At 39.0% G+C, this 26,933-nt stretch carries 32 protein-coding genes and 3 pseudogenes; 23 read left to right on the top strand and 12 right to left on the bottom strand.

Going from position 1 to position 26,933, the window contains the following annotated elements; all coding sequences use genetic code 11:
- Position 1 precedes the first annotated feature (1 nt).
- Both xylB and CW370_RS04785 read left to right on the top strand, forming a co-directional pair.
- A complete protein-coding gene (xylB, locus tag CW370_RS04780) occupies positions 2-1,501 on the top strand; it encodes a xylulokinase (protein WP_101169506.1) in 1,500 nt (499 codons plus the stop codon).
- Positions 1,502-1,673: 172 nt separating this feature from the next.
- Positions 1,674-1,839 (top strand): annotated as a pseudogene (locus CW370_RS04785) (glycoside hydrolase family 11 protein); the annotation flags it as partial.
- Positions 1,840-2,053: 214 nt separating this feature from the next.
- On the opposite strand, the gene yncB reads toward CW370_RS04785, so the two are convergent.
- Entirely contained in the window at positions 2,054-2,689 is a 636-nt protein-coding gene (yncB, locus tag CW370_RS04790; RefSeq protein ID WP_101169507.1) for an endonuclease YncB, read from the bottom strand.
- A 413-nt stretch (positions 2,690-3,102) separates the two neighbouring features.
- On the opposite strand from yncB, the gene CW370_RS04795 reads away from it, so the two are divergent.
- Positions 3,103-4,518, top strand: a complete 1,416-nt coding sequence (locus tag CW370_RS04795; RefSeq protein WP_101169508.1) for a sugar porter family MFS transporter — start codon at positions 3,103-3,105, stop codon at positions 4,516-4,518.
- 100 nt (positions 4,519-4,618) lie between these two features.
- Here CW370_RS04795 and alr read toward each other — a convergent pair whose 3' ends face one another.
- The gene (gene alr, locus CW370_RS04800; protein ID WP_021479223.1) at positions 4,619-5,803 is read right to left on the bottom strand and encodes an alanine racemase; all 1,185 of its coding nucleotides are present in this window, start codon (positions 5,801-5,803) and stop codon (positions 4,619-4,621) included.
- A 421-nt stretch (positions 5,804-6,224) separates the two neighbouring features.
- The gene (locus tag CW370_RS04805; RefSeq protein ID WP_101169509.1) at positions 6,225-6,653 is read right to left on the bottom strand and encodes a phospholipase domain-containing protein; all 429 of its coding nucleotides are present in this window, start codon (positions 6,651-6,653) and stop codon (positions 6,225-6,227) included.
- A 428-nt stretch (positions 6,654-7,081) separates the two neighbouring features.
- Between CW370_RS04805 and CW370_RS04810 the strand changes: the two genes are divergently transcribed.
- Together CW370_RS04810 and dutA are read left to right on the top strand one after the other, a co-directional pair.
- Complete coding sequence (locus CW370_RS04810; protein ID WP_015252017.1) at positions 7,082-7,543, top strand: DUF2691 family protein; 462 nt, start codon at positions 7,082-7,084, stop codon at positions 7,541-7,543.
- 29 nt (positions 7,544-7,572) lie between these two features.
- Positions 7,573-8,007 (top strand): dUTP diphosphatase DutA, encoded by a 435-nt coding sequence (dutA, locus tag CW370_RS04815; protein WP_024572378.1) that lies wholly within the window; start codon positions 7,573-7,575, stop codon positions 8,005-8,007.
- Between the two features lie 619 nt (positions 8,008-8,626).
- Here the strand turns inward: dutA and cotU are convergent.
- Positions 8,627-8,890 carry a spore coat protein CotU gene (cotU, locus tag CW370_RS04820; protein ID WP_101169510.1) on the bottom strand — a complete coding sequence of 88 codons (264 nt, stop codon included), beginning with the start codon at positions 8,888-8,890 and terminating at the stop codon, positions 8,627-8,629.
- A 403-nt stretch (positions 8,891-9,293) separates the two neighbouring features.
- Between cotU and CW370_RS21175 the strand changes: the two genes are divergently transcribed.
- A complete protein-coding gene (locus CW370_RS21175) occupies positions 9,294-9,458 on the top strand; it encodes a hypothetical protein (protein ID WP_003231643.1) in 165 nt (54 codons plus the stop codon).
- Positions 9,459-9,732: 274 nt separating this feature from the next.
- On the top strand, positions 9,733-10,572 hold the full coding sequence (locus CW370_RS04825; protein WP_024572380.1) for a thymidylate synthase: 840 nt from the start codon (positions 9,733-9,735) through the stop codon (positions 10,570-10,572).
- A gap of 123 nt (positions 10,573-10,695) precedes the next feature.
- Here the strand turns inward: CW370_RS04825 and CW370_RS04830 are convergent, their stop codons facing one another.
- The 5 genes from CW370_RS04830 to tatAC form a co-directional block, all read right to left on the bottom strand.
- Positions 10,696-10,983, bottom strand: a complete 288-nt coding sequence (locus tag CW370_RS04830) for a hypothetical protein (protein ID WP_119123060.1) — start codon at positions 10,981-10,983, stop codon at positions 10,696-10,698.
- A 42-nt stretch (positions 10,984-11,025) separates the two neighbouring features.
- Positions 11,026-11,748 (bottom strand): YrpD family protein, encoded by a 723-nt coding sequence (locus CW370_RS04835; protein ID WP_134157202.1) that lies wholly within the window; start codon positions 11,746-11,748, stop codon positions 11,026-11,028.
- 153 nt (positions 11,749-11,901) lie between these two features.
- Positions 11,902-12,258, bottom strand: coding sequence for a YoqO family protein (locus CW370_RS04840; protein ID WP_024573163.1), 357 nt, complete (start codon positions 12,256-12,258; stop codon positions 11,902-11,904).
- Between the two features lie 245 nt (positions 12,259-12,503).
- On the bottom strand, positions 12,504-12,704 hold the full coding sequence (locus CW370_RS04845) for a spore coat protein CotC (protein ID WP_024573164.1): 201 nt from the start codon (positions 12,702-12,704) through the stop codon (positions 12,504-12,506).
- 175 nt (positions 12,705-12,879) lie between these two features.
- Positions 12,880-13,068, bottom strand: coding sequence for a twin-arginine translocase TatAC (gene tatAC / locus CW370_RS04850; protein WP_014476920.1), 189 nt, complete (start codon positions 13,066-13,068; stop codon positions 12,880-12,882).
- Between the two features lie 75 nt (positions 13,069-13,143).
- On the opposite strand from tatAC, the pseudogene CW370_RS21180 reads away from it, so the two are divergent.
- Positions 13,144-13,306, top strand: a pseudogene (locus CW370_RS21180) (hypothetical protein).
- 16 nt (positions 13,307-13,322) lie between these two features.
- The gene (locus CW370_RS04855; protein ID WP_009967329.1) at positions 13,323-13,721 is read left to right on the top strand and encodes a hypothetical protein; all 399 of its coding nucleotides are present in this window, start codon (positions 13,323-13,325) and stop codon (positions 13,719-13,721) included.
- 64 nt (positions 13,722-13,785) lie between these two features.
- On the opposite strand, the gene CW370_RS04860 is transcribed toward CW370_RS04855, so the two are convergent.
- Positions 13,786-14,220 (bottom strand): SRPBCC family protein, encoded by a 435-nt coding sequence (locus tag CW370_RS04860; protein ID WP_024573165.1) that lies wholly within the window; start codon positions 14,218-14,220, stop codon positions 13,786-13,788.
- A 149-nt stretch (positions 14,221-14,369) separates the two neighbouring features.
- Between CW370_RS04860 and CW370_RS21705 the strand changes: the two genes are divergently transcribed.
- The 10 genes from CW370_RS21705 (at position 14,370) to pghL (ending at position 23,497) form a co-directional block, all read left to right on the top strand.
- Positions 14,370-14,492: a hypothetical protein gene (locus CW370_RS21705; RefSeq protein WP_260512026.1), complete on the top strand. Its 123-nt coding sequence runs from the start codon at positions 14,370-14,372 to the stop codon at positions 14,490-14,492.
- 37 nt (positions 14,493-14,529) lie between these two features.
- Positions 14,530-14,718, top strand: coding sequence for a hypothetical protein (locus CW370_RS04865; protein WP_014476925.1), 189 nt, complete (start codon positions 14,530-14,532; stop codon positions 14,716-14,718).
- 296 nt (positions 14,719-15,014) lie between these two features.
- Entirely contained in the window at positions 15,015-16,574 is a 1,560-nt protein-coding gene (locus CW370_RS04870; protein ID WP_080262671.1) for a spore germination protein, read from the top strand.
- A 29-nt stretch (positions 16,575-16,603) separates the two neighbouring features.
- Positions 16,604-17,695, top strand: a complete 1,092-nt coding sequence (locus tag CW370_RS04875) for a spore germination protein (RefSeq protein ID WP_024573203.1) — start codon at positions 16,604-16,606, stop codon at positions 17,693-17,695.
- Positions 17,685-18,899, top strand: coding sequence for a Ger(x)C family spore germination protein (locus tag CW370_RS04880; RefSeq protein WP_024573202.1), 1,215 nt, complete (start codon positions 17,685-17,687; stop codon positions 18,897-18,899). The genes CW370_RS04875 and CW370_RS04880 overlap by 11 nt, the downstream gene beginning before the upstream one ends.
- 146 nt (positions 18,900-19,045) lie before the next feature.
- Entirely contained in the window at positions 19,046-19,852 is an 807-nt protein-coding gene (locus tag CW370_RS04885) for a hypothetical protein (protein WP_024573201.1), read from the top strand.
- Between the two features lie 4 nt (positions 19,853-19,856).
- Positions 19,857-20,474 carry a DUF4166 domain-containing protein gene (locus CW370_RS04890; RefSeq protein WP_024573200.1) on the top strand — a complete coding sequence of 206 codons (618 nt, stop codon included), beginning with the start codon at positions 19,857-19,859 and terminating at the stop codon, positions 20,472-20,474.
- Positions 20,471-22,111, top strand: a complete 1,641-nt coding sequence (locus CW370_RS04895) for a YndJ family protein (protein ID WP_024573199.1) — start codon at positions 20,471-20,473, stop codon at positions 22,109-22,111. The genes CW370_RS04890 and CW370_RS04895 overlap by 4 nt, the downstream gene beginning before the upstream one ends.
- Before the next feature lie 87 nt (positions 22,112-22,198).
- Positions 22,199-22,513 carry a hypothetical protein gene (locus CW370_RS04900; protein ID WP_003245621.1) on the top strand — a complete coding sequence of 105 codons (315 nt, stop codon included), beginning with the start codon at positions 22,199-22,201 and terminating at the stop codon, positions 22,511-22,513.
- A 225-nt stretch (positions 22,514-22,738) separates the two neighbouring features.
- Entirely contained in the window at positions 22,739-23,497 is a 759-nt protein-coding gene (gene pghL / locus CW370_RS04905) for a gamma-polyglutamate hydrolase PghL (RefSeq protein WP_024573198.1), read from the top strand.
- Between the two features lie 26 nt (positions 23,498-23,523).
- Here the strand turns inward: pghL and CW370_RS04910 are convergent, their stop codons facing one another.
- On the bottom strand, positions 23,524-23,973 hold the full coding sequence (locus CW370_RS04910) for a YndM family protein (protein WP_024573197.1): 450 nt from the start codon (positions 23,971-23,973) through the stop codon (positions 23,524-23,526).
- A gap of 206 nt (positions 23,974-24,179) precedes the next feature.
- Here CW370_RS04910 and fosM point away from each other — a divergent pair, with 206 nt between their 5' ends.
- The gene (gene fosM / locus CW370_RS04915; RefSeq protein WP_024573196.1) at positions 24,180-24,614 is read left to right on the top strand and encodes a FosM family fosfomycin resistance protein; all 435 of its coding nucleotides are present in this window, start codon (positions 24,180-24,182) and stop codon (positions 24,612-24,614) included.
- Positions 24,523-24,865: pseudogene (locus tag CW370_RS21470) on the top strand (hypothetical protein). The gene fosM and the pseudogene CW370_RS21470 overlap by 92 nt, the downstream one beginning before the upstream one ends.
- A gap of 286 nt (positions 24,866-25,151) precedes the next feature.
- On the opposite strand, the gene lexA reads toward CW370_RS21470, so the two are convergent.
- Positions 25,152-25,769, bottom strand: coding sequence for a transcriptional repressor LexA (gene lexA / locus CW370_RS04925; protein WP_024573195.1), 618 nt, complete (start codon positions 25,767-25,769; stop codon positions 25,152-25,154).
- A 149-nt stretch (positions 25,770-25,918) separates the two neighbouring features.
- On the opposite strand from lexA, the gene yneA reads away from it, so the two are divergent.
- Both yneA and CW370_RS04935 read left to right on the top strand, forming a co-directional pair.
- A complete protein-coding gene (gene yneA / locus CW370_RS04930) occupies positions 25,919-26,236 on the top strand; it encodes a cell division suppressor protein YneA (RefSeq protein ID WP_003231598.1) in 318 nt (105 codons plus the stop codon).
- 18 nt (positions 26,237-26,254) lie between these two features.
- Positions 26,255-26,908, top strand: coding sequence for a YneB family resolvase-like protein (locus tag CW370_RS04935; protein WP_024573194.1), 654 nt, complete (start codon positions 26,255-26,257; stop codon positions 26,906-26,908).
- The last annotated feature ends 25 nt before the right edge of the window (positions 26,909-26,933 follow it).

A 26,933-nucleotide genomic window follows, 5' to 3' on the forward strand; every position in this document is an offset into this window, starting at 1 on the left:
AATGAAGTATGTCATTGGAATAGATCTTGGAACGAGTGCTGTTAAAACCATTTTAGTTAACCAAAACGGCAAGGTTTGTGCAGAAACGTCCAAAAGGTATCCGCTTATCCAAGAGAAGGCGGGATATAGTGAGCAAAATCCTGAAGACTGGGTGCAGCAAACAATTGAAGCATTGGCTGAATTGGTTTCTATATCCAATGTTCAAGCCAAGGATATTGACGGGATAAGCTATTCGGGACAAATGCATGGATTAGTACTGCTTGATAAAGATCGTCAGGTGTTACGTAATGCAATTCTTTGGAATGATACCAGAACAACGCCTCAATGTATCCGGATGACCGAGAAATTTGGCGATCATCTTCTTGACATCACAAAAAACCGTGTTTTAGAAGGGTTTACATTACCTAAAATGTTATGGGTAAAGGAACATGAACCTGAACTTTTTAAAAAAACTGCTGTGTTTTTGCTTCCGAAAGACTACGTGCGATTCCGTATGACCGGTGTCATTCACACCGAATACTCCGATGCAGCAGGAACTTTACTTTTACATATTACTCGCAAGGAGTGGAGCAATGATATTTGCAATCAAATTGGTATTTCTGCAGATATTTGTCCTCCGCTTGTTGAATCTCATGATTGTGTAGGATCGCTGCTTCCGCACGTTGCCGCGAAGACCGGGCTATTAGAAAAAACAAAAGTGTACGCTGGGGGAGCAGATAATGCTTGCGGCGCTATTGGAGCAGGTATCCTTTCTTCCGGAAAAACTTTATGCAGTATTGGGACCTCAGGGGTCATACTTTCCTACGAAGAAGAAAAAGAAAGAGACTTTAAAGGGAAAGTCCACTTTTTTAATCATGGAAAAAAGGATTCTTTTTATACGATGGGCGTCACGCTCGCTGCAGGCTACAGCTTGGACTGGTTTAAAAGAACGTTTGCACCAAACGAATCGTTTGAGCAATTATTGCAGGGGGTGGAAGCTATTCCGATAGGAGCCAATGGACTGCTATACACTCCTTATTTGGTTGGTGAAAGAACGCCGCATGCTGATTCTTCTATTCGGGGAAGCTTGATCGGAATGGATGGAGCTCACAATAGAAAGCACTTTTTGAGGGCAATAATGGAAGGTATCACATTCTCTTTACATGAATCAATTGAGCTATTCCGCGAAGCGGGAAAATCAGTTCATACTGTTGTTTCTATCGGTGGAGGAGCTAAAAATGATACGTGGCTGCAAATGCAAGCTGATATTTTCAATGCGAGGGTGATTAAGTTAGAAAATGAACAAGGGCCAGCTATGGGGGCTGCAATGCTGGCTGCCTTTGGGAGCGGTTGGTTTGAATCCCTTGAAGAATGTGCAGAGCAGTTCATTCGTGAGGCTGCTGCATTTTATCCAAAGGCGCAAAATGTTCAAAAATATAAAACACTATTTGATTTGTATAAGAACATTTACACTCACACAAAGGATCTCAATACAGCTTTGAAGAGCTTTCGAAAAAACTAATGATGTTATTGTCCGGAGATCAACCGAAGAACAATTAATGATTAATCATCAAAGGCCTTTGATGTCATTTCTAATCACAAAACACTAAGCTATTACAATAGTAACTAAACTCATTGCAGGAACAATAATATAACTACCATGGCTGCCTTCTATTAAAAGATGGTGAGAATAAGGTATCGCAACCTTTAAACAGTATTGGAGTGTCCAGCAGACAAAACGAACGAGCGGAACTGTATTCTGTCAGCGAACACTTCAAGAAGTGAGAAAGCTTAGGAATGCCAATGGGTAAGATGTATGAAACCGCGCTAACGACGGTAGAGGGATCTCTTGATTTATGATGAAATAGGAAGGATGTTTACACACAAATAACCCCCTCACATTGACGTGAAGGGGTGTTTTTTATTGTTACTATACAGTGGAAATTTTACAGGCTAGTTGCATGATTTTAGCTTGATAAGCAGAATGGAAACTAGACACGCCATCATCTCTTTCTAATTCTTTGGAAACTGCATTCTGCTAGGTTTGCTGCTTTTTTTAACAAACAGTGTTTTTCTATTTCACACAGCCATTAAATCCTCTGTTCGTCACATAACCGCTCTTACTCCAAATTGACAGTTTATCTGACTTTGCTTCTTGCTCATCTAGTCTGAATTGGTCTATGTATTTTGTGTTAGGCTCATATACATATGCTACTCTGGCCAATCCCTCTTTCAATAATGTCTCTTGAACAGATTTGCCGTCAACATAAACGTATGCTAACAGTCTTCCATACTTATCTCTGCGATCGCCTTTATCAAATTCCAGCTGTAGCTTACCGCTATTGACCAATTCTTTATTTCGTTTCGACGCATCCTCACCGTATGGTTGAACACAAGAATTTGGTTTCTTCGTCTCAGGTGTATCAACGAGCAAGTAGCGAACTGTGTCTTTCTTTCCGTTGTAAATAACCTTAATCGTATCTCCATCTATTGCTCTATCTAATGTAACATTGACCAATTTCTTCTGATTTTTTGAATGAGGCGTGCCGGCCTTTTGTTCTGTCTGATTATATTTATTAGATTGAGTATCTTGAGAGACTTGCTCCGTCCCATTAGAATCTGAATGGTTTTTGGCTGCGTGATTTGATCCGCAAGCTGCCAAAGTAATACTTAAAACGATTGCGATCATACTGATCAAAATCTTCTTCATATTGATTCCCTCTTTATCATTTTCTCTTTTTGCGATTAAACATCATCATTATAACGATATGGACATTTTTTGTGAATGGAAAACTTCAAGGGAACTTATAACACTCCAAATTGCCAATAGTTAACTTCACAACGAGGTGATCAAAACATCACCATCACATAGCGGAAATAAATAATCCTGAAAATAATATTGACTGAAAATGCTTTTGGAATTATGATAATATGAGAAATGACAATAATATGACAAAAACATTACTACAACATAACAACTAATAGCTTATGTTTATTCTATTGGCTAAAAATGTAAACGGTTACAAATCCAGAGGCGAAAATCTAAGATAGAGATGACGTTAGTTTTGACTCAATATCCACACTGAAAGAGCTTATTAAGTATTCTTAATAAAGGCAGGGGAAATGGATATGAATGAACATCGAAATCGAAGGTTGAAATTAATAATGATTTCAGCAACTTTTGGAGGGCTTCTCTTTGGATATGACACCGGAGTTATAAATGGAGCTTTACCTTTTATGGCAAGGCCAGATCAGCTTGATTTAACACCGGTTACAGAAGGGCTTGTTACGAGTATTCTTTTATTAGGTGCCGCGTTTGGAGCGTTGTTATGCGGAAGATTGGCTGATCGATATGGCCGACGTAAAATGATCCTTAATCTTTCCTTTTTATTTTTCCTGGCATCACTGGGAACAGCGTTAGCACCTAATGTTTTACTCATGGCGGCCTTTCGTTTTTTACTGGGGCTGGCTGTTGGAGGAGCCTCGGCGATGGTGCCGGCCTTTTTAGCAGAAATGGCACCGCATGAAAAGAGAGGGCGTATGGTAACCCAAAATGAACTAATGATTGTTGGCGGGCAATTTTTAGCATATGTTTTTAATGCGATCCTCGGTGTAACAATGGCAAATACGGGACATGTTTGGAGATACATGCTTGTCATTTGTGCTGTACCGGCTATCATGTTATTTGCCAGTATGCTTAAGGTACCAGAAAGCCCCCGATGGCTAATCTCCAAAGGCAAAAACAGTGAGGCGCTGCGAGTTCTTAAACAAATTCGAGAAGATAAACGTGCAGAAGCTGAATGTAGAGAAATTCAAGAAGCGGTAGAAAAAGATACAGCACTAGAAAAGGCATCACTCAAGGACTTTTCTACACCATGGCTGCGCCGTCTTTTATGGATTGGAATCGGTGTTGCCATAGTGAATCAAATTACAGGTGTGAACTCGATTATGTATTATGGCACACAAATCCTTAAAGAATCTGGTTTTGGTACAAAAGCGGCTTTAATCGCTAATATTGGAAATGGGCTGATATCAGTTATTGCAGTTATATTTGGGATTTGGCTGGTCGGAAAAGTGAGACGGCGTCCAATATTATTGATTGGTTTGGCGGGGACGACTACAGCGCTCCTATTGATTGCGATTTTCTCAATTGTGCTTGATGGATCTATGGCACTTCCTTATGTAGTGCTTTCTTTGACCGTTTTATTTCTTGCCTTTATGCAAGGGTGTGTAGGACCTGTGACTTGGCTTGTCATAGCGGAAATCTTCCCTCAAAGGTTAAGAGGACTTGGTTCTGGGATAAGTGTTTTTTTCCTTTGGATATTAAACTTTGTGATCGGTTTTGCTTTCCCGATCTTGCTTAGCTCTGTAGGTTTGTCTTTTACATTCTTTATATTTGTGGCTTTAGGTGTATTGGCAATCGGTTTTGTATACAAATTCATGCCGGAAACAAAAGGGCGTACACTTGAAGAATTAGAAGAGCATTTTCGTTCTCGACACGATCATAATACTCCTGAACAATCAGTTATTGAGGTATAAATATGTTGAAAATCTCTCTTCTTATAGGAGGGATTTTTTTGTTTCAGAAAAAACAAAATCCCTCTGGTAGAGGGATTTTGATTCAGCATTTTAAGATGTTCTACACGTATAATACTGGAGTTGATACTTTAAAAATCTCGCCATCTCTTATATAAAAACGAGGGATGCGGCGGCTTAATGTAGACACGACTTCATAGTTAATCGTATTGAGCATTTCAGCCACTTCATCAACGGAAATCTCGGCTCCTTTTTGCTTACCGTAAATCACGACTTCTTCTCCTTGTTTACCTTCACCGTTTTCTCCTAAACTGACCATGATCATATCCATTGTTACTCTTCCCGCCACTGGCACTCTTTTTCCGCGATGAAGAACAAACCCGCGATTGGAAAGGGCACGAGAATAGCCGTCAGCATAGCCAATCGGGAGTGTAGCAATTACTTCATTAGGTTCTGCGACGTATGTAGCACCATAGCTAACGGTTCGGGGTTCTGTCCGCATGGTTTTCACATAAGCGATGCGTGCCTTTAAACTTAACGCAGGTTCAAGCTTAACGAGATTTAGTTGTTTAATATAGGCTGAAGGATATAAACCATATAAGCCGATACCTAAACGGATCATATCAGCGCTAAATTCCGGAAATGCGATAGCTGCAGCCGTGTTGCACATATGCACGGTGGGCAGCTCAATCCCCTGTTTTTTTAAAAAGCTGAGAAAACTGATGAATTTTTCGTGCTGCAGCTTTGTGAGTGTTGTGTCCGGTTCATCAGCTGTCGAAAAATGTGTGAAAATCCCTGTCCATCTGAGGAATTTACTTGCCTTTAAGGCTTTCACTACTTCTAAAAGTTCTTCCTTTGTGCGTACACCTAATCGTCCCATGCCGGTATCCACGTTAATATGAATGGCCAGCCGGTTAGCACTCGCTTCTTTTTCCAATATCTCGTTTGCTTCTTTCATCCAATCAACCTGGAATGCTGATAATGTTATATTCCAAGCTGCTGACTTCTTTACACAACTAAGGGATGTAAAACCAAGCACAAGGATAGGTGCTGTAATCCCAGCTTTTCGTAAAACGATTCCTTCCTCCACACTGGCAACAGCGAGCTCACTCGCCCCGTGTTCCAGTGCATGGCGTGCCACTTCTATAGACCCGTGACCATAACCGTTCGCTTTTACGACAGCCATAATTTTGCTCTTATGTGGAATATGACGGCGGATCGCTCGCAAATTCTTTTTAACGGCATCAAGATTGACTTCGATCCAAACTTCTCGGCAAAGCTTTATCATCAACGCTTCCTTCCTTCTTATGGATTATAAATACCACCTATTTCCGCAAGTAAATGTTAATTGTTGGATGATTCGATCTTATTTTATTCAACTTTATTTGAAATCATTCAACAGCAAATCCATGTGATACGAGAAGGTGCCTATCAATGTTCGAATAATAGCAAGTACGGGATACATGAGGCTTGTAAGTGGGGTGTTAATGGGTACGGCGACCGAGGATTACAAAAATGATTATTTGTTTTGGGACATTTTTTTCTAAGGGTAGATGATAACGAGAAATCTAATCAGGAAATACTTACCGTTCATCAATACAAAGGATACAGGTTAGAATTAGTGATGTTTGATGTTTGATGTTTGCAGTATAGAAGCACAGAAAAAGCAAGGAAGTAACAGCAATCTTCCTTGCTCCATTGGATTCCTATTAGAGAGCACGCACTTTTGCAAAAGCTTTTATCTTAGCTCCATCATCATTTTGACAGCGAATATAATATGTTCCGGTTTTATAGTGTGATACGTCAAGAGTTAGAGTTACACTTTTGCCAGGTTTAACTGTATAGCCGGAAGCGATTGTTCCACCATCTGGTTTTACAATTTTGAATTCAAATGGATTGCTTCCTGTATTCTCAACAAAAACTCTGATTTCGCCATCTTCACTTCCATAATAATCAAAATAAAATTTTCCGTCACCTCTAAACGTTTCTTCCTCTTCCAGTATAATATCGGATTGTGCGGCTGCAAACGCAGAGGCTTTTTTAGGTGTGTGGTCAATTGATGCAGCTGAAGCATAAGTAGAGCTTAATCCTGTAATTGAACTAACTAAAATCGAACCTACCACAATTTTCTTAAACACTTTTCTTCATCTCCTATATAAGAAATAAATTACAAATTTATACATTCGGTAAAGAGTTGGAAAGACCTTTGGGAAATCCTATAATTCACAAGAAATACAAAAAGGGTATGTTTATTTCTGGTGAATATTTATGACGGAGTAAACATGTCATAACATGAGGATGATTAAAGCGTAATCAAGTACGGTCTGAGACAAGCAGGACACTACATATGAAGGCACTGACTGGCTAACTTTTCTCCACAAAGACAAGAGAACAAGAGGGCGTCTATTGTTTGAACATTGGAAGAACCTTTTAAATGAGAAGGGCTGAGGAAATTCTGTAAAAGATAATCGGTTGAAAAGGCAGTCGGTTCCTTGTTCCATAAACCTAACATCAGAGTATATAATTAAACTCGTATTCACAAAAATCGTTTAAGTAAGGGGTATACATGAATAGGGGAGTTAGTTTTCAAATACCGAATGAATATGGAAATTTTCTATGGAGAATACTGCAGCCGGTAGAAATAGCTAATTATAGGTGGCAAACGAGTGGGGAATCTTATTTTGTTGTAGAAGGAGAGCTCGATGATGAGGAACTTTTTCATGACTACGCAATTGTTGAAGGGGCAGTTTTTGAGCAACAATTAAAAACGAATCAGTACTATACCATTTTCGTTGAACTGAAAGCATTTCCATATGGAAAAATGGTTAATCAAGTCAATACATATGAAGAGTTTGCTGACAGTGATTGCGAACTTGTCCTGTTGATAGCAGATAATAGCTACGTTTCGATTTACTGTAAAAACAAAAATATCATTGAAAAACTGTACTTCAATGCTTTACAGAATGATTTTGAAGACGTTGAATTTATAACTGATGAAAATGACACAAGAACAAGCCTTACTGTATGATAGTCAATAAAAATTAAAGGAGCTAGTACATGACAATGCAAATTAAAATCAAGTATCTAGATGAAACACAAACAAGAATCAGCAAAATTGAGCAGGGAGACTGGATTGATCTTCGGGCAGCTGAAGATGTAACTATCAAAAAAGATGAATTTCAGCTTGTCCCATTAGGTGTTGCAATGGAACTGCCTGAAGGTTACGAAGCACATGTCGTCCCTCGTTCAAGTACATATAAGAACTTTGGCGTTATTCAAACAAATTCAATGGGTGTTATCGATGAGTCATATAAGGGAGACAACGATTTCTGGTTCTTTCCTGCTTATGCATTGCGTGATACTAAAATTAAGAAGGGTGATCGTATCTGCCAGTTTAGAATCATGAAGAAAATGCCGGCGGTTGAATTGGTTGAAGTCGAGCATTTGGGAAACGAGGATAGAGGAGGACTCGGTTCAACAGGTACGAAGTAAACAAAATAAATCCTTGGCTGTCTTCATGCTGTGTGATTGATCAATGGAGGTTTCAGCCAAGGTACATATAAATATTATGTATAAAATGAATATTTTAATACGAAGGATTTAATTAAAAACAAATTTTAAAAAGGGAAGTTTTGAAAAAGTGAAATAGTAATAACTAAAGTCGATAAAGAACCTAAAGATGTCAAAGAAACAATTTTTCTGGTGCTTTGCTTTTTTGAAGGTTTACTTAGCTCGTGGATAACCGCCCCCCATAAAAGCATGGATGCTAAAATTATAATACTTATATACATATAGATGCTCCTTTTATTATATTTACAGTTTTTACATTTTTATCGTTTTTACATTTTTATCGTTTTTACCACATTTAGGAATGAGTTGTCGATGAAACAAGCATCTCTATAAAGAAATACTTTTATCTAAATTTTTATAAGTAGGGGAAGGCAACTAAAAACTAGTAATGCCACTAATAATAAGCCAAGTTAAATGACATGTGTTCATTAATAATTGAATTTACAGCAGCCATGAGCACAAAAAAATCTGAGTATCGTCGATAAATATCATAAAAAAGCCCCCGGTATGTCGCCAGGGAATAAATAGACGTTTAAGAGATTTAGTGATGTTTTTTATATGATTCGACAAAATCATAATAATGATCATCGTCATCATAATACTTTTTTTCGTAATGATAATCGTGATCATCGTAATACTTTTTATCATGGTCATCATACTTTTTGTCGTAATCATAATGTTTTTTATCATGATCATAATACTTCTTGTCGCAATCATAATGCTTCTTATCATTGTCGTAATACTTTTTGTAATATGTTTTTTTCCAAGTGTAATACTCTTCTTTATATTTTTTATAATAACCCAATTAAATTCCTCCTTTATGTTATTCGAATTTAATTTATGAAGTTTAAATGATATGGTATGGTCAAATGAAATAAGAATAGTAAAAAGAGGCTGTTTAAAACACTTTCTGAAAAACAAAACGGATAGCTGTTTATGAAAATAAGAGCGAGAGAGAGCACTCAATCACTGTAAAATAATAGTAAAGTGTATAGAGAGATTAGTATACGTAAAAAGGGACTTTCTCATTGAAGAATATTTGAACGTTATGGTTAAGATTCAAGAGCTCTATGATGTGATTTTTAACACTGCTTTTGAAGGATTTAGAGTTAGACATCAAAAACAAACAGCAAAACCGGTTAGAAACAGATCGTATAAGGAATGAACCGTTGCCAAATATCATAAAAAAGTTGTTAATGATCAAATGAATGAAATTAGAGAGAATTTATTTTAAAGAAAGCCCAATTGCACATGGACAAATGACAATTGATATTGAGGTAAAATACAATGCATTAAATCAGAAAAAGCTATTGGAGGATTTAATGTGTTTAGACAATTTCCAATTTGGTATACACAAACACCTGACTATTTGAATTTTTATGTACCGCAATATCAAACCATTTCGTATAATCCTCAACAATGTTATCAACGGTGTATGTACCAAACTGGCGGTAACTATGAGCTATGTGACAGACTATGTTATGGAGAAATACAGGTGTAAAAGAGGGGGGATCAACTCCTCTTTAAACACACAGTGAGTGGAATAAGATCCTCACTTTATCTGCAAGTGCTTAGTATTTGCGATAATATTGCATTCGTAATAAATTATGCTTAGCAACTGAAAATGAAAGAAGGATATGAATAGTCATGACGCAATTCGATAAACAATACAATTCAATTATAAAGGATATTATCAATAATGGAATCTCAGACGAAGAGTTTGATGTAAGAACCAAGTGGGACTCAGATGGAACACCGGCACATACTCTAAGTGTAATCAGTAAGCAAATGAGATTCGACAACTCAGAGGTTCCGATTTTAACGACAAAAAAGGTTGCCTGGAAAACAGCAATTAAAGAGTTGCTCTGGATTTGGCAGCTGAAATCTAATGATGTTAATGATTTAAACAAGATGAGCGTACATATTTGGGATCAATGGAAACAAGAAGACGGCACCATCGGACATGCATATGGATTTCAGTTGGGGAAGAAAAACAGAAGTCTAAATGGAGAAAAAGTGGATCAGGTAGACTATCTTCTTCATCAATTGAAGAACAATCCATCTTCACGCAGACACATTACAATGCTGTGGAATCCTGATGAATTAGACGCAATGGCCTTAACGCCATGTGTATACGAGACACAATGGTACGTTAAACATGGGAAACTCCACCTTGAGGTAAGAGCACGGAGCAATGATATGGCATTGGGAAATCCATTCAATGTATTCCAGTATAATGTGTTGCAGCGCATGATTGCTCAAGTGACTGGTTATGAGCTTGGTGAATATATCTTTAACATTGGGGATTGCCATGTGTACACACGTCATATAGACAATTTGAAAATCCAAATGGAAAGAGAACAGTTTGAAGCACCTGAACTATGGATCAATCCTGAAGTGAAAGATTTTTATGACTTTACCATTGATGATTTCAAGTTAATCAACTATAAACATGGGGACAAGCTTTTATTTGAGGTAGCGGTTTAATGCTGCCTTTTTATTGTTGCAGTAAATAGATAGCAGGTATCCTAATTTCATTAAGCAATCTGGAAGATGAATAAAAATTGAAGGACAAACACGTATAATACATAAAAAAGATTAACTCTACAGTTAATCTTTTTTATTCAGAAGAAAATATCCTAACTTTGAAACTAAATACAAAGTAAAAGCAATCATTACAGTTCTAGATATTACAATTCCATGAATAGCTAGATCATATCCAGCAGGTATCAACGCATTTGTATTACACATAAAATATATAGATATTAGAAGTGCTACAATAACTAAAATCATTCCAAAAAGACTTGTTTTTTCATATTTCATACCAATTTCCACCCTTATTAAAGTTAGGTTTAAACAAAAGAGCTGAAGAAACGAACTATGACCAGTATGCTCCAAGGAAAACCGCCAGACAATGCTGGCGGCTTTTTGCTGCTTCGTTTATTTATTAACAGAGATCGTAACGTTATTTCCTGCAACTGAAACCTTTGCGAAATCCTGTGTATCTACCACAGGAGTGACGGCTTTATTGTCGATTGTGATGTTGTTAAAAGATGTCGAAAAGGTTGCTTTGATCGCATCACGCTGGCTTTCATACGAAACAGCCGCGGTAGCAAGGGTTTTCCATTTTGAAATCGTGCCGATGTTGGTTCCTTGAATTTCTGTGATAATCCGTCCAGTATAGCCGTCATTGTTCGTTCCCCAAAGGGTCATGCGCGTATTGCCGCTTAAATTTTTATAGATTGTCATTTGGACTGTGCTTCCAGGGCGGAAGCCTTTATTGTATGTGAATTTGTCTTTTCCTTCGATGTACGTTTCTTCATTTTTGGACCCAACCTTCATGAGGGGCTTCCAGACGTTGTATTGTTTGCTGTACTGAAGCCCGATATCGGCTTCAGTTCCGCTTGTTGCCCTAAAGCCAGAATAAATATAGGGAGTAGAGACCGAGTCGTTGTTTTTGACAGTTTCAGGAAGCGTGATTTTAGCTGTAAAAACGGCGCCCGTACTGTTCAGGTAGACACGGCCGCCGATTCCGTTAGGCAGCTGGGATGCTGCTTTTGCGACTTGAGCGTCTGCCGCGGGTAAGCCTGGTATACCTGATGAAAGGGTTCCGAAAAGAACTGCTGTTCCTACTGCACCTGCAATCAATACTTTTTTCACCAAAATTCCCCCTTTTGATAGTGGTTTCGCCATTTATTATACCTTATTTTGGAACTGGATTGATGTATATAAATCGACAAAATATTTCATTTTGAATGGGACGAGCAGCTTCTCCAATCTGAAAGCTATGTAACTTTATCAGAGGAAAGAACGAGATCACAATCGTTTTAACCGATTTGAAATTTTCCTCAAAATAAAAGTACAAATGCTTAAAGAAACGATCATTAAAAGAATGCCCGCTATCGTTTCCCAGCCTGTAAAAAAGAGGTGACGTTTCATCAATGTCTGTCCTTGTAAAATGATAAAAGCACAGATACCGACTAAGAAAAGAAAACAAATACTTAGGATTGCTAACGCTTTACGTGAGTATGTTTTCATTTCATCTTTAAGATACAGCAATACGAAAACAAAGCAGATAACATTGGCTATTGTTCTTATCACCTCAAACCTTTTCATGACAACTGATATAAAAAGACAAAGTAAAATGAGATAAAATACGATGTTTCTATACAAAAAACCTCTCCTTTTATGTATGATCTCTCAAAGAGTTTATAAAAGTTTCTTTGTAACTGCAATAAACTGAATGCGCTCATTTATGAACTAACTAAACTATGTACTAAATATTCATTATTTTTTTTTAGATTCAGTCACCAAGGTTTTCATAGAAAGGGAAGCTTCAGAAATATACATATAGTGCATAAACAAAAAAGACCCGGCAATAGCCGGGGAAAGTAAAAACGAGGAGATGTGAATGGCGTTTAGTAGTGTTTTTTATGCTTTTTATACTCTACAACATAATCATAGTCTTTTTTATCATGATCATAATATTTTTTATCATAGTCATCATATTTTTTGTCGTAATCACAGTCATAATATTTTTTATCATATTCGTAATACTTCTTATAATACGTTTTTTTGACCGTATAATACTCTTCTTTGTATTTTTTGTAATAACCCATATATACTCCTCCTTTATTTTTACTACGCTTTATTATACGGCGAGTAGATTTTGCGGCTTGGACAGTTAAAATCATAGAATGAAAAAAGGGCTGTCCAAATGATAAAAAAAAGGCAGATGACACAGAAACAAATCAAAATAAAGAGCCGATTTTTCATCGGCCCAAACGATTTATCCTATATTTGTTTGTCTTCTTTGTTTTCTGAGTCACTTTTTCTGATATCCTGAGTCAGTCCGCTTGTTGCTTGTTTAAATTCTGATAAGGCTTTTCCTGCTGCACGGCCAAGCGCCGGCAGTTTATCAGGTCCAAATACTAAAAAACCTACAAACAAAATAACGAGTATTTTTGTGAAGCTTAATTCCATATCCTTTTCCCCCTGATTGAAGTACAACCTTTTAAACAAATTATAAGAGATAGCAGTACAAATGGGAATGTATTTATTTTTAACATTTTAAAACCAGCACAAAGACGGATTCATAAAACGGCTGCTGCTGAATATAATGTCCAATGCCACCTGCCTAAGAAGCAGGGAGGCAGGCTGGATCAATTATGTAGCTCTGCCGGAAATGATACAAACGTATCTGCGGCTATCATTGAAATAGAGGAGTGGTGTAGCTGATGAGATTCACTAAGGTAGTTGGATTTTTGTCTGTTTTAGGGTTGGCTGCGGTTTTTCCATTAACGGCACAAGCAGAAAAAGCCGGAACTGCGGGGGCTGGAGAGTGGGATAAGTTGGGGACTTACACATATACTTACTCAAGTCCGACGGTATACTCGACCGGAGGAGATTTTAGAGTGTGCCTTTCAGGAAGCACTCCTTTTTCTGTTTCACTGCACTTATATGAGGATGATCCCGGTGACAATCCTGATGATTATGTAGGGGCAAACTATTTTTCACCCGGAGAATGCCACACCTTTGGCAGTATTGGAAAATTTGTAGATGGGAGCAATAACAAGGCCGAGTTCTTTGTTACCGATTACTCTGGTAAATCTAAAACTGTTACGTTTTATGATTGATGGACTCAAATTGTGAAGTATAACCCTTGGGAAAGAACAAAAAAGAGAGATACCTCTCTCTTTTTTATTCTTCGACAGCCTTACGAAGCCGTTCATTTACAATGCCAGTCCAGCCGCCATCCATCTTACCGCGAACGACGGAGCTTTTCTCGTTTGCTTTGCCGATCACTTCATTCGGCTCTTTCCAGCCGCTGTGAATAAGGGTAAACCCTGTCTTTTCCCCCAAGTCTTCTAATTGAAAGGTAACGACCCATCCTTCTATATCCCATTTAAAAGAAAGTTCAGTTGGAGCTTGAACAGCCAAAACTTTACAAGGGGACGGCCCAAACGGCGATTGTAAGTGAAATTCTTGTCCTTCTTTGAGCTGAAAGTCATTGGGCATAAACCACTTGGCAATGCCTTCTGAAGTAGAGACTGTCTCCCAGACTTTCTGAATGGGAGCCTCCAGGGTAATGCTTTTTGTAATATCCGGTAATGCATTTTCGTTGTTTTGAGCCATTTCGTTTACCTCTTGACATATGATGTTTTTTTCAATTCAATCATATAATAACTAATAAGATCATGTCCATAGCGTGCATTATTTATGCTAGAGCTGCTGGTGAACAGCGTGTCAGTCGCCAGTCTGATCTGTGAATGGGAGAATTCTGCATGCACGAAAAAGAGAGAGAGGTGTATGTTGTCATTTCGTTCATTCTTGTTTGCTCAGCCGCAACTGCTATGTTTGAACCGGAATTCCTGTTCAGCCAATTTATTTTGCGATTTTTGTTTTAATAGTAAATGTGCCATTTTCTAAAACAGGAGGTTTTTTATGCTTGGAAAAATCAAAGCAGCCATTGATAACAGTCCAGGAAAGCCGGCCAGAATTATAGTTAGTGAAAAAGTGTTTCAGCAATTAGAGGAAGAAATGCGCTTTGTTTACGTATCCAAACCGAAAACGATAATGGGGATTCCTGTGGAAGTTTCAGATCAGGCAGAAAGCTTCAAGCTGGAATTTTAGTTTATCCCAGACTGCTAAAAGGCTCATTTTGTGTTTAATAATGCAAAATGGTCAGGTTGATTTCTTTGGAAAGCATGATGAAATGTTCATCATGCTTTTTTTATTGAGAAAAAAGACGAACATAAAAAATAGGTATACGGGAAAAATAATCCTATTAGAGAGAGGGGAACTGACAGATGGATAACATGATATCAACACTTACTGACTGGAATGTGTGGTTTCAAGCGTTAGTAGTATTTCTCGTTCCATATGCAATCTATAAAGTGTTTACTTGGATTCATGTATAAGAAGGTGCAATGATGAGGTGGCGGAGCAATCAGTACAAAACACAGAAGCAGCATAAATCAGATCATTCAACAGCTGAAAAGGATCAGGATGTGTTAACCGGTAACATCGGATACGATTTAGAACATGTAAAAAGAAAAATAGGACATAACGGGGACGTTCATTTCCGTAAGCTTGTAATCACTCATTTACATGTGAAAGCGGCATTGATCTTTGTTGAAGGACTGTCTGATCAGGACTTGATTAATAAAGGACTATCAGTGTTAGTCATGAATCAACCTAATCAGGTAAGCGATGAAATTTCTCAATCCGGCAAAGGTATTTTAACTTCGAAACAGATAAAAAATCAAATCATATCAATCGGTGATGTCATAGAATCAGAGAAAATCAGTGATATCGTGTTGAATGTTTTCATGGGTTCGACAGCGCTTCTCATCGATGGAATACCGCAGGCCTTTCTTCTGGGAACTGTAAAAAAACAAAATCGAAGTATCGAGGAGCCGCTTTCAGAAGCGCTTGTCAGAGGGCCGCGCACAGGCTTTACAGAAGAGTTGAGTACGAATACAGCTCTTTTGAGACAGCAAGGAAAAAATGATCAATTAACATTGCAGAGATTTGAAGTAGGAACACGATTAAAAAAGGATTTAATTATCGCTTATATGAATGACATTGCAGATCCAAAAGTAGTCGAGGAAGTAAGAAAAAGAGTGAGAGGGATTGAGATCGATCATTTGCCGGAGTCAGGCTACGTTGAACAGTTAATTGAGGATAATTATTTGAGCCCGTTCCCGCAAGTACAGAGTACAGAACGTCCTGATCGCGTCATAAGCGGATTAATGGAAGGAAGAGTAGCCATTCTGCTTGACGGCACTCCGTTTGCTTTGATTGTTCCAGTCACTTTCAGCATGATGCTTCAATCGCCTGAAGATTATTATGAACGGTGGTTCCCGAGCTCGCTCATCAGATTGCTGAGGTTCATCGCAGCAATGATAACGTTATTTGCACCCGCTTTATATATATCATTTATTTCTTTTCATCCTGGGTTAATTCCGACCAAGCTGGCGATTTCAATTTCCGGGACGCGCCAGGGTGTTCCGTTCCCATCCCTCATTGAAGCCTTATTTATGGAAGTCGCGATCGAAATTTTAAGAGAAGCGGGGCTTCGTCTGCCAAAACCGATTGGACCCGCAATTGGCATAGTTGGCGGATTAATCATCGGGGAAGCAGCTGTGCAGGCGGGGATTGTCAGTCCAATCATGGTCATTGTTGTTGCGCTCACAGCAATTTCTTCATTTGCCATCCCGCATTATAGCACAGGTATAGCACTTCGGATGCTTCGGTTTGGCGCGATGTTTTGTGCGGCGGTGTTTGGATTGTTTGGAGTCATTATGTATTATCTGCTGCTAAGCAGCCATGTCGTAAAGCTAAAGAGCTTTGGTGTGCCATACGCAAGTCCGGCAGTGCCCTATCACTTAAAAGATTGGAAAGACTTTGTTATCAGAATGCCTCTTTTAGTCATGAAGCGCCGGCCTAAAATGATGAATACAGATAATACAAAACGGGTGAAGTGATGAACTCGACAGGATGGTGATAAAGTCTCATGTTCAGTCCAACCAGTAAAATCACAACCGCTCAGGCAACGATTATCATCATTAATTATATGCTTGCTGCCGGAGTTCTTACGCTCCCTCGGACAGTAACAGAACAAACACAATCTCCTGATGGATGGATTTCAATTTTATTAGGCGGGGTCCTAGCGGTAATAGCCGGGATGATTATAGTTAAATTAAGCCAGCAGTATCCTAAGGAGACCTTTTATGAATACTCCCGACATATTGTAGGAAAATGGCTCGGGCATCTGATCAGTATTGTTTTTATTGCTTATTTTCTGGCACTCGGTGCATTTGAAGTCAGAGTCATGTCCGAAATCGTGGATTTTTTTCTCCTCGAAGGGACACCGTCTTGGGCCATCATTATGACAGTTCTTTGGATTGGGCTTTATTCAATTACACAAGGCCTAGATCCGATTGCACGGCTTTTTGAAATGATTTTTCCGATTACGGTCATCATCTTTTTAACGATAGCCCTCATGAGTTTAGGCATATTTGAAATCAACAATTTGCGCCCTGTATTAGGAGATGGAATCATGCCGGTTCTCAGAGGAGTAAAGACAACGAACCTTTCATTTACATGTTCAGAAATTATGCTCATTTTAGTAGCATTTATGAAAAAGCCGAAAAATGCTCTGAAAGCGGTTGTGATTGGGACAGGCGTTGTGACCAGTTTTTATATGATTACGCTGATTATGGTCATCGGTGCACTATCAGTTGAGGGAGTTGTGACGAGAACATGGCCGGGGCTTGATCTGATGAGAAGTTTTGAAATACCTGGTTTAATATTTGAACGGTTTGAATCATTTCTGCTTGTGATTTGGATTATGCAGCTTTTTGCCACGTTTATTATCACTTTTTATGCAGCTTCCCTGGGAGTCTCACAGGTTTTTAAAAAGAAACCCCTTTCATGTATGTTTGGGCTGCTTCCTGTTATTTATATCCTCTCTTGCATGCCGAAAAATGAAAATGACGTCTTTATATTGGGCGATACGGTCAGTCATATCGCTTTGTATATATTTGGCGCTTTGCCGATTTTGCTGTTAGTCATTTCGAAATGGAGGAAAAGAGGTGAAAAGTAAACTAAAACGTCAAGTGCCTGCTATGGTCATAGTATGTCTGGTGATGGTTTGCGTAACAGGATGCTGGAGCAGCCGGGAAATAGAAGATCTGGGTCTCACATTCGCTATCGCAATTGATAAAGGAAAAGAAACGAACACTGAAAAAGAGTTAAAAGAAGAGGGCGGGAGCTATCCGAAAAAAGACAACATTACGCTGACCTATCAATTTGTTAATGAAAAAGCGGCAGGCGCGGGCACTGGCGGGGGAGGCGGTAGCGGACAAGGAGTGCAAAAAGCGTATATTAATATAAGTGAAACAGGGGATTCATTACAGCAGATCGGAAGTGAGGTTGCACTAAGACGGGACCGAGAAGTGTTTAGCCCGCATTTAAAAGTTGTTGTCATGAGTGAAGATGTGCTGCACACATTTCCTATCGACGAAATGCTGGATCAATTTTTTCGTGATAATGAAATCAGGCTAAGCTGTCTTGTTTTATCTGCTAAAGGGGAAGCAAAAGAAGCTCTCCAGCTGAAAGAGAACGGAGAAATTCCGGCTTTTCGACTGATTGGATTAGGTGAAAATGAACATAAGGTTTCCAAAATTCTTCCCCCTGTGACACTCGCGAAACTAATTGGAAAACTGCATTCTGGCAGCAGCTTTTTACTGCAAAATGTGGTTGCGGCGAATGGAGCGGTCAAGTATTCCGGAGCAGCTGTAATCAACGGAAAATCGAAAAAAATGATAGGCACTTTAAATGAATATGAAACTGAGGGGATTACATGGATTAGAGGAGAAGGGAAAGGCGGAGTTGTCAAAAGTCATGATAAAAAGAGCCAACAGACGTTAGCGTACGATATCAATAAAATCAAAAGCAAAATTCAGCCAATCGTAAAAGGGAAAGATATTTCATTCCATGTCGATATTGAATCAGAAGGCGATTTGGTTGAAAACTGGAACACAAAAGAGGCGTTGGACACCCAGTTTATAGATCGTCTCGAAACGACTATTGAAAACGAGGTAAAGATAATAGTTGGTCAGGTATTAAAAAAAATTCAGCATGATTATAAAGCAGATGTTGCGGGTTTTGATGAATCTTTTAGACTTACATATCCTCACTTATGGAAAAGGGTGAAAAATAACTGGGATGACACCTTCAGTAAAGCCGACATCACATACAGTGTGAACGTCACAATTACTCATTTCGGCACGGTTAAAACTCAGTAATGAATCCCAAGGAAGAGAAGGAAACCTCTCTTCTCTTTTTTATGCATTTTTTAGGATAAAGATACATTTTTTGGAGAGATATACACTTTTCAAATCGACCAATATGCTAATATAGGAATTGCTTGAAATAGAAGGGAGAAGGGGCTGTGAGGCAGAAACCGATTTATGTAGAAATCGAAATGAAATCTGATCTGGATACACTCTGGAAATATACACAAAACCCATCACTGCATAAGGAATGGGATCTCCGGTTTTCAAATATTACGTATTTGAATAGTCAGCCATGCGAAAAACAGAAGTTTCTTTACGAAACAAGGGTAGGCTTTGGATTAAAGGTGTCAGGTACAGGAGAAACCGTCGGTGTTTTCAACAAATGTTCATCTGAGAGGTCTTCTTCACTGGCTTTTGGCTCTGATCATCCATTATCTCTGATTCGGCATGGAAGCGGCTACTGGAAGTATATACAGAGAGAAAATGGGAAAATGACGTTTTTAACACAGTACCAATACAAAACAGCCTACGGACTGCCGGGAAGATGGATCGATCGTTTATTATTTCGGCCGCTGCTTGGCTGGGCGACTGCCTGGAGCTTTGATGCATTAAGGCTTTGGGTTGAGCAAAATAAACATCCGAAGCGCTTCATTCGATCCTCTATCATCTATGTGTTCATGTGTCTGTTTTTCAGCCTGTTTTGGTTCTATCAAGGCTTTGCAGGTGTTGAGACAAGCATATTGGCAGGAACAGCGGAGATAGGCTTAGCTATTTTGTGGCTGATTCCTTTAAAAAGAAAATGGATCATTCATGGTGTCCAGGCTTGTATCTTTGCGGGGTTTGCTTGTCTAGGTTCCGAAATATTCATGTGGGTTCTGTTGAGTGTGTTTTCCGCAGCAAGCGGCGCTCTTAGCCTGCAGCTCCCCAGTGCCAGGCGCACAAAACGAAAGAGAAAGAAGTGACATTGTGAGTTCGATTTATGAAAAATCAATTATTAACTATCATTTGCTGCATCCCAAGCTGCGGAAACGGTACCAATTAGACGGGTCTCAAACATTCAGCGGGACGGGAACGATGTCAGAAATAAGCGGAGGCTCTTTTCTGGTTAGAATGCTGTTAAAGCTGGGTGTTTTTTTCAGATGCTTCTTTTCAGAAAGAGGCAAAGACATTCCATTTACAATACAAAATAGAACTTGTCTTTTGAAATCGCAACATACAGGAATAGAATGGAATCGTACATTTTTCTTTAAAGGCAAAAAACGTTTCTTTGACGCGATAATGATATATGACGAGAAAGAAAATAGAATACTTGATTTCTTCGGCAAACCTCATCTGCTGCTGTCTGTTTTGACGTTCGAGGCATCTCATGACGGCTCTCTTACGATCACATCGGGAAAGCAATGGCTATTGATATGCGGAAAAAGAATCCCGCTGCCGAAATGGCTGACCGGTACATCCGAAGTTTGCGAAACGTTTGATGAAAAAAAGAATTGTTTCACCATTGAAGTGCATGTGCAAAATACAATTCTTGGCACTCTTTTCTTTTATAAAGGAACGTTTCAGGAGAAAGAGAGAGAATCATGAAACGAAATGGCATAGTCAGTGCGCTTTGTTTTATAGGATTTCTTGCAGCGGAAGCACCGGATATTTCAGTGGCAGAGGCACTCGTTTTGTTATCCATTCTATTTTTCGTGCCGGGAATTTTTCCTTTTGTTTTTCGTCAATCTCCGGTTCGTGCTGCTCAGTTTATGGAATATGGGCTAATCCAGTGCTACCCTGTAGCCGCATTCTTTGCAGTGTTGGCTCTTGTGACGGAGGTTGGAGTTTTCGCACTTATCTGGTGGATGTACACAGTTTTTATTGCATTGTATGCGATCCTCCGCCTTTGGGAAACAAAGATACATAGAATCGAAGAGACATCAGTTTTGTTCGGTCTTATTTATTTGGCGGGAGGAGGATTTTGGTTTTTTGCTTATGCTGCCCATTTGCAGATCATGCAATTTGGCCCTCTCATCATTTTGCTGACTGCTGTCCACTTTCACTATTCTGCTTTTCTGATCCCGATCTTTAACGGCTTACTCGGCAGAACCATTAGAAAACATCGGATGTTGTACAGTTGGATAACATGGGTGATTTTGCTTTCGCCCCTTCTTATCGCACTGGGCATCACATATTCAAAAACACTTGATGTCATTGCGGTTAGCATTTATATGGCGGCGATTTATCTTCATGCATTTTTGGTGTTCACGGCAGTCTTTCGCACCAAGACGGGGACATTTCTTATTCGGCTTTCTTCCGCTGTTTTAATGATAACGATTGCTTTCTCGATGATTTATTCATTTGGTGTATTTCGGCAAGAAGTTACATTGACCATCAATCAGATGATTTGGATTCACGGTTTTGTCAACGCGTTTGGTGTTATCTTGCCCGCTCTCATAGGGTGGAGAATAGAGGATCCGAAGCCTTTTGATGCAGACAGTGTAAAGACATTCAGCCGTATCTACGGAAAAAGAAAGATGGGAGAAGAATTTTTAGCTAACATTCAAGCTGAAAATAACGCTCGGTACAGCGGACTTGTGGATGATATGGGCAGCCTGCGTTCAAAAAATTTTTCACCAGAAAAACTGGCGCCGCTCATTCTTTCGTTTTATGAACAAACCATCGAATATAATATTAAAGCAAAAGTAACATGGAGCACGTGGTTTCGGCCGCTTGCAATTATTTACGAATGGTTCAGCAGAAGAATCGGCCAAATACATCTTTCGACGTACCCTGACTGGTACAGGATGTACAGCAAGATAAAAGGTGTTCATTCTAAAAAAGACGGAAGGGAAAGAGTACGTGCCTGGATTAGAACAAATGAAAAAAACGAAACCATTTTTACCGCTCTTTATTCAGTGTATCGTTCAAATGGAGAAGGGTATATGAATATTTCTTTACCGCTTCCATTCAGCAGCATGACAGGTATTTTAAAACCATATCATCATCAGGAGAAGCTGGTTTTAACAAGCAGGCGGAGAAAAAGCAGAGCGGGGGATGAGGGGATTTATCTGCAAACAAGAGCGGGAACTTGTCCGCTTCCTTTATCTGAAACCTTTCTGATAGAAGCTGTACATGACAACAAATTAACCGCTGTTCATCATATGTGGCTGTTTGGAATAAAATTTCTAACTGTTCATTACAGCATTACACATATTAACCAGCCTATTGAAAGAACCTAACACAAAGAAGAAGCTTCGTCTGCCAGTTGTAATGAGATGAACTGTTTTAAAATTCTGCACCGCATAAAGACAGGAAAGGAAGGGTTTATGGTGTTTTATATCAGTTTATTTCTGATTCTTTGGCTGGCTGCTGGGTTTGCAGTGGGAATGAAACAAGTGTATGTCGATCAGCTGTTTGATAAAGCTGTGATCGAAAGACTGGAAAAAGAAGCGAATGATCATGGACATGCTGACCGGATGATCAAACAGCGCGTCCTTTATATTGCAGCAGTGACAGTAAGCGGGTTTATTTCTGTTTATTATGAAATGAAAACAATCCCGCAAAGGCGAAACATAAGAAAAATTGAAAAAAACATCATGAAATTAAATCAAGCAAAAAAACGAAGAATGAAGAGAAAATAAAAAGTGCACAGGCCAAAGGGCAGGTGCATTTTTGTTTTGTATGGAAAATGGGGGAGGTGGTGCCAGCTTACTTTTCATAAATTCAAAAATGAGAAGAACAGCGCCCGGGCTAATGGTATATAATATTGTGAATTTAACAAAAATTTAACAAGGAGGACGAGAGAATTCGTGCTAAAGCCTCAAAGAGACCTACATTCTGTTGATTTGGACTTAGAGGCGGAGTAGATGAAACCGGCCAAAGTATCCCTGCTCCGCCGTTTGCTCCATTCCTTGAAGCATGTTGATTGTAACATAGCCAAACGTTTTCCATCAACTATTAAAATTGTAAAATTATTGTTGATTTTTATGGTGTTTACTCCGATTTCTTCAATTTATGCTGAAGATGTATATCAGAATTTTGAGGAATTAAAAAACAATGAAGATCCTTCTGATTATGGCGTTGTTACGAAAGAAACCGGAAGCCCTGTTCTTGTTTTAGCCATTCACGGAGGAGGTATTGAAGGCGGGACAAGTGAAGTAGCGAGAGAGCTCAGCAAAGAGTACTCGATGTATTTATTTGAAGGCTTAAAATCGGCGGGAAACTCAGTCCTGCACATTACGAGCACACACTTTGATGAACCTCGGGCCCTTAAAATGACGGGAAATCATGAATATGTCATTTCATTACACGGGTACGCAGAAGAAGATCAGCAGATCGAAGTCGGCGGTACAGATCGCGTAAGAGCGGCAGATTTAGTTGAGAAATTGCAGCATGCCGGTTTTCCTGCTGTATTGCTCAATACGGACCATCCGCATGCGGGCGTTAGTCCGAATAACATTGCAAATAAATCAAAAACAGGTTTAAGTATCCAGATAGAAATGAGCACAGGCTTTAGAAAGTCTTTGTTCGGCATCTTTTCTTTAAAAAGCAGAGCTGTTACTCAAAATGAGAGGTTTTATGAGTTTACAGAAGTGATGTTCCGTTTTCTCAAAAATAGCTACTGAAAAATAGGAGGCGATAAGACAGCCTCCTATTCCTTATGCTTCTCTTTCGTTTCGGGAAACAGCTCGTCCGCGGCTTCCGTTTGATACTGCAACGTGTTATCTCTCGCTGACAGTTCATTTCGGAAATTTTCATCAAGCACATTTTTCAGTAAATACCGATGAAAAAAGTATTCAAAAACAGTAAGACAGGCAGCGGAAAGGAGAGCCGCTCCAAATGGTGAGAAATCGTTTCTTGTTTGGGTTAAAACAAATACCCAAAGAATAACGAATGAAAGGCCAAAGTCAGCCAATGAAGCTGTAACATTGTTTGTTCTGGGTAAGACGAGCATGTCACCAGAAAGATAGGAAACAAAACCTAAGAAAAGTGCAATAAACATCACACTTAAAAAGGATGCGTGATAGACTCTGTCCAAAATCACATATAAAAGGGCGAGAGTGAAAGCAATCTTTGAAGCAAGCGCAATGATATGTTTCATTTGACCACCTAAATTGTTATTTTTTGAAGAAAATTATTGGGCGTAAACAAACGATAAATAATGCAATTCAAAACCATTCATAATGGTCATGTTACTATTTTAAACAGTCCGTTTTTGTTTACACTGGTATTTTTTTCAGCTGTATGAATCTTTTTATGAAAAAAGTCGTATATGTGGATGATCAGCTACCAAGGGGGGAATGATTTGTGGAGATAAAAGGAATCAATCACTTGCTATTTTCAGTTTCGCATTTGGATACATCGATTGATTTTTATCAAAAAGTGTTTGGTGCAAAGCTTTTGGTAAAGGGAAGAACAACTGCATATTTTGATATGAACGGCATCTGGCTAGCTCTTAATGAAGAACCAGACATCCCGAGAAATGACATTAAGCTTTCTTATACCCATATTGCTTTTACAATTGAAGATCATGAATTTGAGGAGGTATCAGCTAAATTAAAAAGACTTCATGTCAATATTCTGCCTGGCAGAGAACGAGATGAACGCGATCGAAAATCAATTTATTTTACCGACCCTGACGGCCACAAATTTGAATTTCATACCGGAACCCTTCAAGACAGGCTTCGATATTACAAACAAGAAAAAACGCATATGCACTTTTATGATGAAACGGCCTTTTGATAGCACAACCATATTTCATATAAGGTTAAATTTAAAGAAGGGTGTTGGTGGAGACTTTATGTTTGGGGAAGGTTTCTACCCGACTTGTTCAACGATGCCATATATTTTGAACTGCACAAGTGATTGGGTGAAGGTGAAATTGAAATACACATTACATTTTATATGAAGAAAGCGAGCTGTTTTATCAGAATGTTGAACTAATTAAACTATGTACTAAATTTTCAGTATATTTCAATTGCTTCGCCCCTTAATAAATATAAAACCGCATCCTTCCACGACCTAAAAAATGAAACGTTTTTAAGAAGATAGCGTCTAATATTCTAAACGTTCATATTTTGATAAAAGTTTCCTGAAGGAAAGAAAATTTCTTGACTTCAACAATCTTTTGGTGGATAATTATGGTGTAAACATGATGTTCTTTTTCCTCCTATTCAGGCTCGCACCCAAAAGTCAGGGCGAGCCTGCTTTTTTTGAACAACAAACCCCCTCTCCGTAAAGGAAGAGGGGGTTATTTTATGCATCTGATAGATCAATAGATTAATGGACGGTTCTGAACACGCCAATCACTTTCCCTAGAATGCTGACATTCTGCAAAATGATAGGTTCCATCGTTGGGTTCTCAGGCTGCAAGCGAATGTGGGTATCCTCTTTATAGAATCGTTTTACAGTTGCTTCATCCTCTTCTGTCATCGCAACTACAATTTCCCCATTGTTCGCTGTGTTTTGCTGTTTAACGATGACATAGTCCTTATCGAGAATACCAGCATCTATCATACTGTCTCCCATAATCTCCAGCATAAATACATGCTCGTCTGGAGGAACCATGCGGTCAGGGAGCGGAAAATATTCTTCAATATTTTCTACTGCTGTAATAGGAGATCCCGCCGTGACTTTCCCGATGACCGGTACATTAACGACCTGGCTTTGCGGAATGTCTACTTCTTCATCAAGAATTTCTATTGCTCTTGGTTTTGTCGGATCTCGTCTGATCAGCCCTTTTGTTTCCAAACGGGCCAAATGGCCGTGGACAGTAGAGCTGGACGCAAGCCCGACAGCCTCTCCGATCTCTCTCACGGAAGGCGGATATCCTTTTGATTTAACCTCTGCTTTAATAAAACGGAGGATATCAAGTTGCCTTTTTGATAGCTTCGTCATTTTTCGCACCTCAAAACGTCGATTTTAAGAAGATTATAGCATGATTTTCCTTACAGTACAAACATAGGTTCGAAAAAACAATTGACAGAAACGTTTGTTCGTATATACTGAAATTATAAAAATGCGAACAAACATTCCTGTTGGAGGTTATGATCATGAGTAAAGAATCTATTATTTTTGTCGGTCTGTTCACAGTGATTTTGAGCGCGGTTATCCTTATGCTGTCATATACAAGCAGCGGCCAGGAGCTTAATCAGTATGTTAAAATAGAAGTCCAGCAAGGCGACACACTTTGGTCAATTGCTGATCAGGTAGCAGATACAAAAAAGATAAACAAAAATGATTTTATTGAATGGGTAGCTGATAAAAATCAACTACAAACATCTGATATCCAGCCGGGTGATGAGTTAGTGATCCCATTGAAAAAGAAGCATCAGGATGCATATGAATTGGCAACTGTAAGATAGAGAGGAAAGAGAGATAAAATGAAAGCACTCATTTATGCCCGTGTAAGCACAAATAAAGAACAGCAGGAAACGTCATTAAAGCGGCAGGAAGAGGAGCTTACGGCCATTGCTGCGGAGAACGGCATGGAAGTCGTCAAAGTGATTTCAGAAAAAGCCAGCGGATATGAAATGGATCGGGATGGTGTATTTGAGCTGCTTGATGAGATTAAGATCGCTGGAATTGATGTCATTTTGGTTCAGGACGAGACAAGGCTCGGGCGGGGAAACGCAAAAATCGCACTGCTTCATTGTATTTACAGAGAAGGTGTGAAAGTCTATACAACGGCTCACAGAGGTGAACTGGAGTTATCGGAGGCTGACTCAATGGTCTTGGAAATCGTCAGCATTGTGGAAGAGTATCAGCGAAAGATTCACAACATGAAAATCAGACGGGGAATGAAGCGTGCAGTAAAAAACGGTTTTAAACCGCAAAAAAACTTAAAAAACCAACATGAGAACAGTGGAAAAGAAAAAATAGAGGTGCCAATCTCTGAGATCGTCCGCCTAAGAGCGAATAAACTAACGTTTGCTGAAATCGCGGCTACCCTAAGAGGGTTTGGCTATGATGTCTCTAAAGCAACCGTTCACCGGCGTTTTCAGGAATACATAGAGAATGTAGAGACAGCAGAGTGAATCAGTTGTAAAACTTTTTTTGATC

The organism is Bacillus sp. SN32 (assembly GCF_002837495.1).
Lineage (GTDB): Bacteria > Bacillota > Bacilli > Bacillales > Bacillaceae > Bacillus > Bacillus subtilis.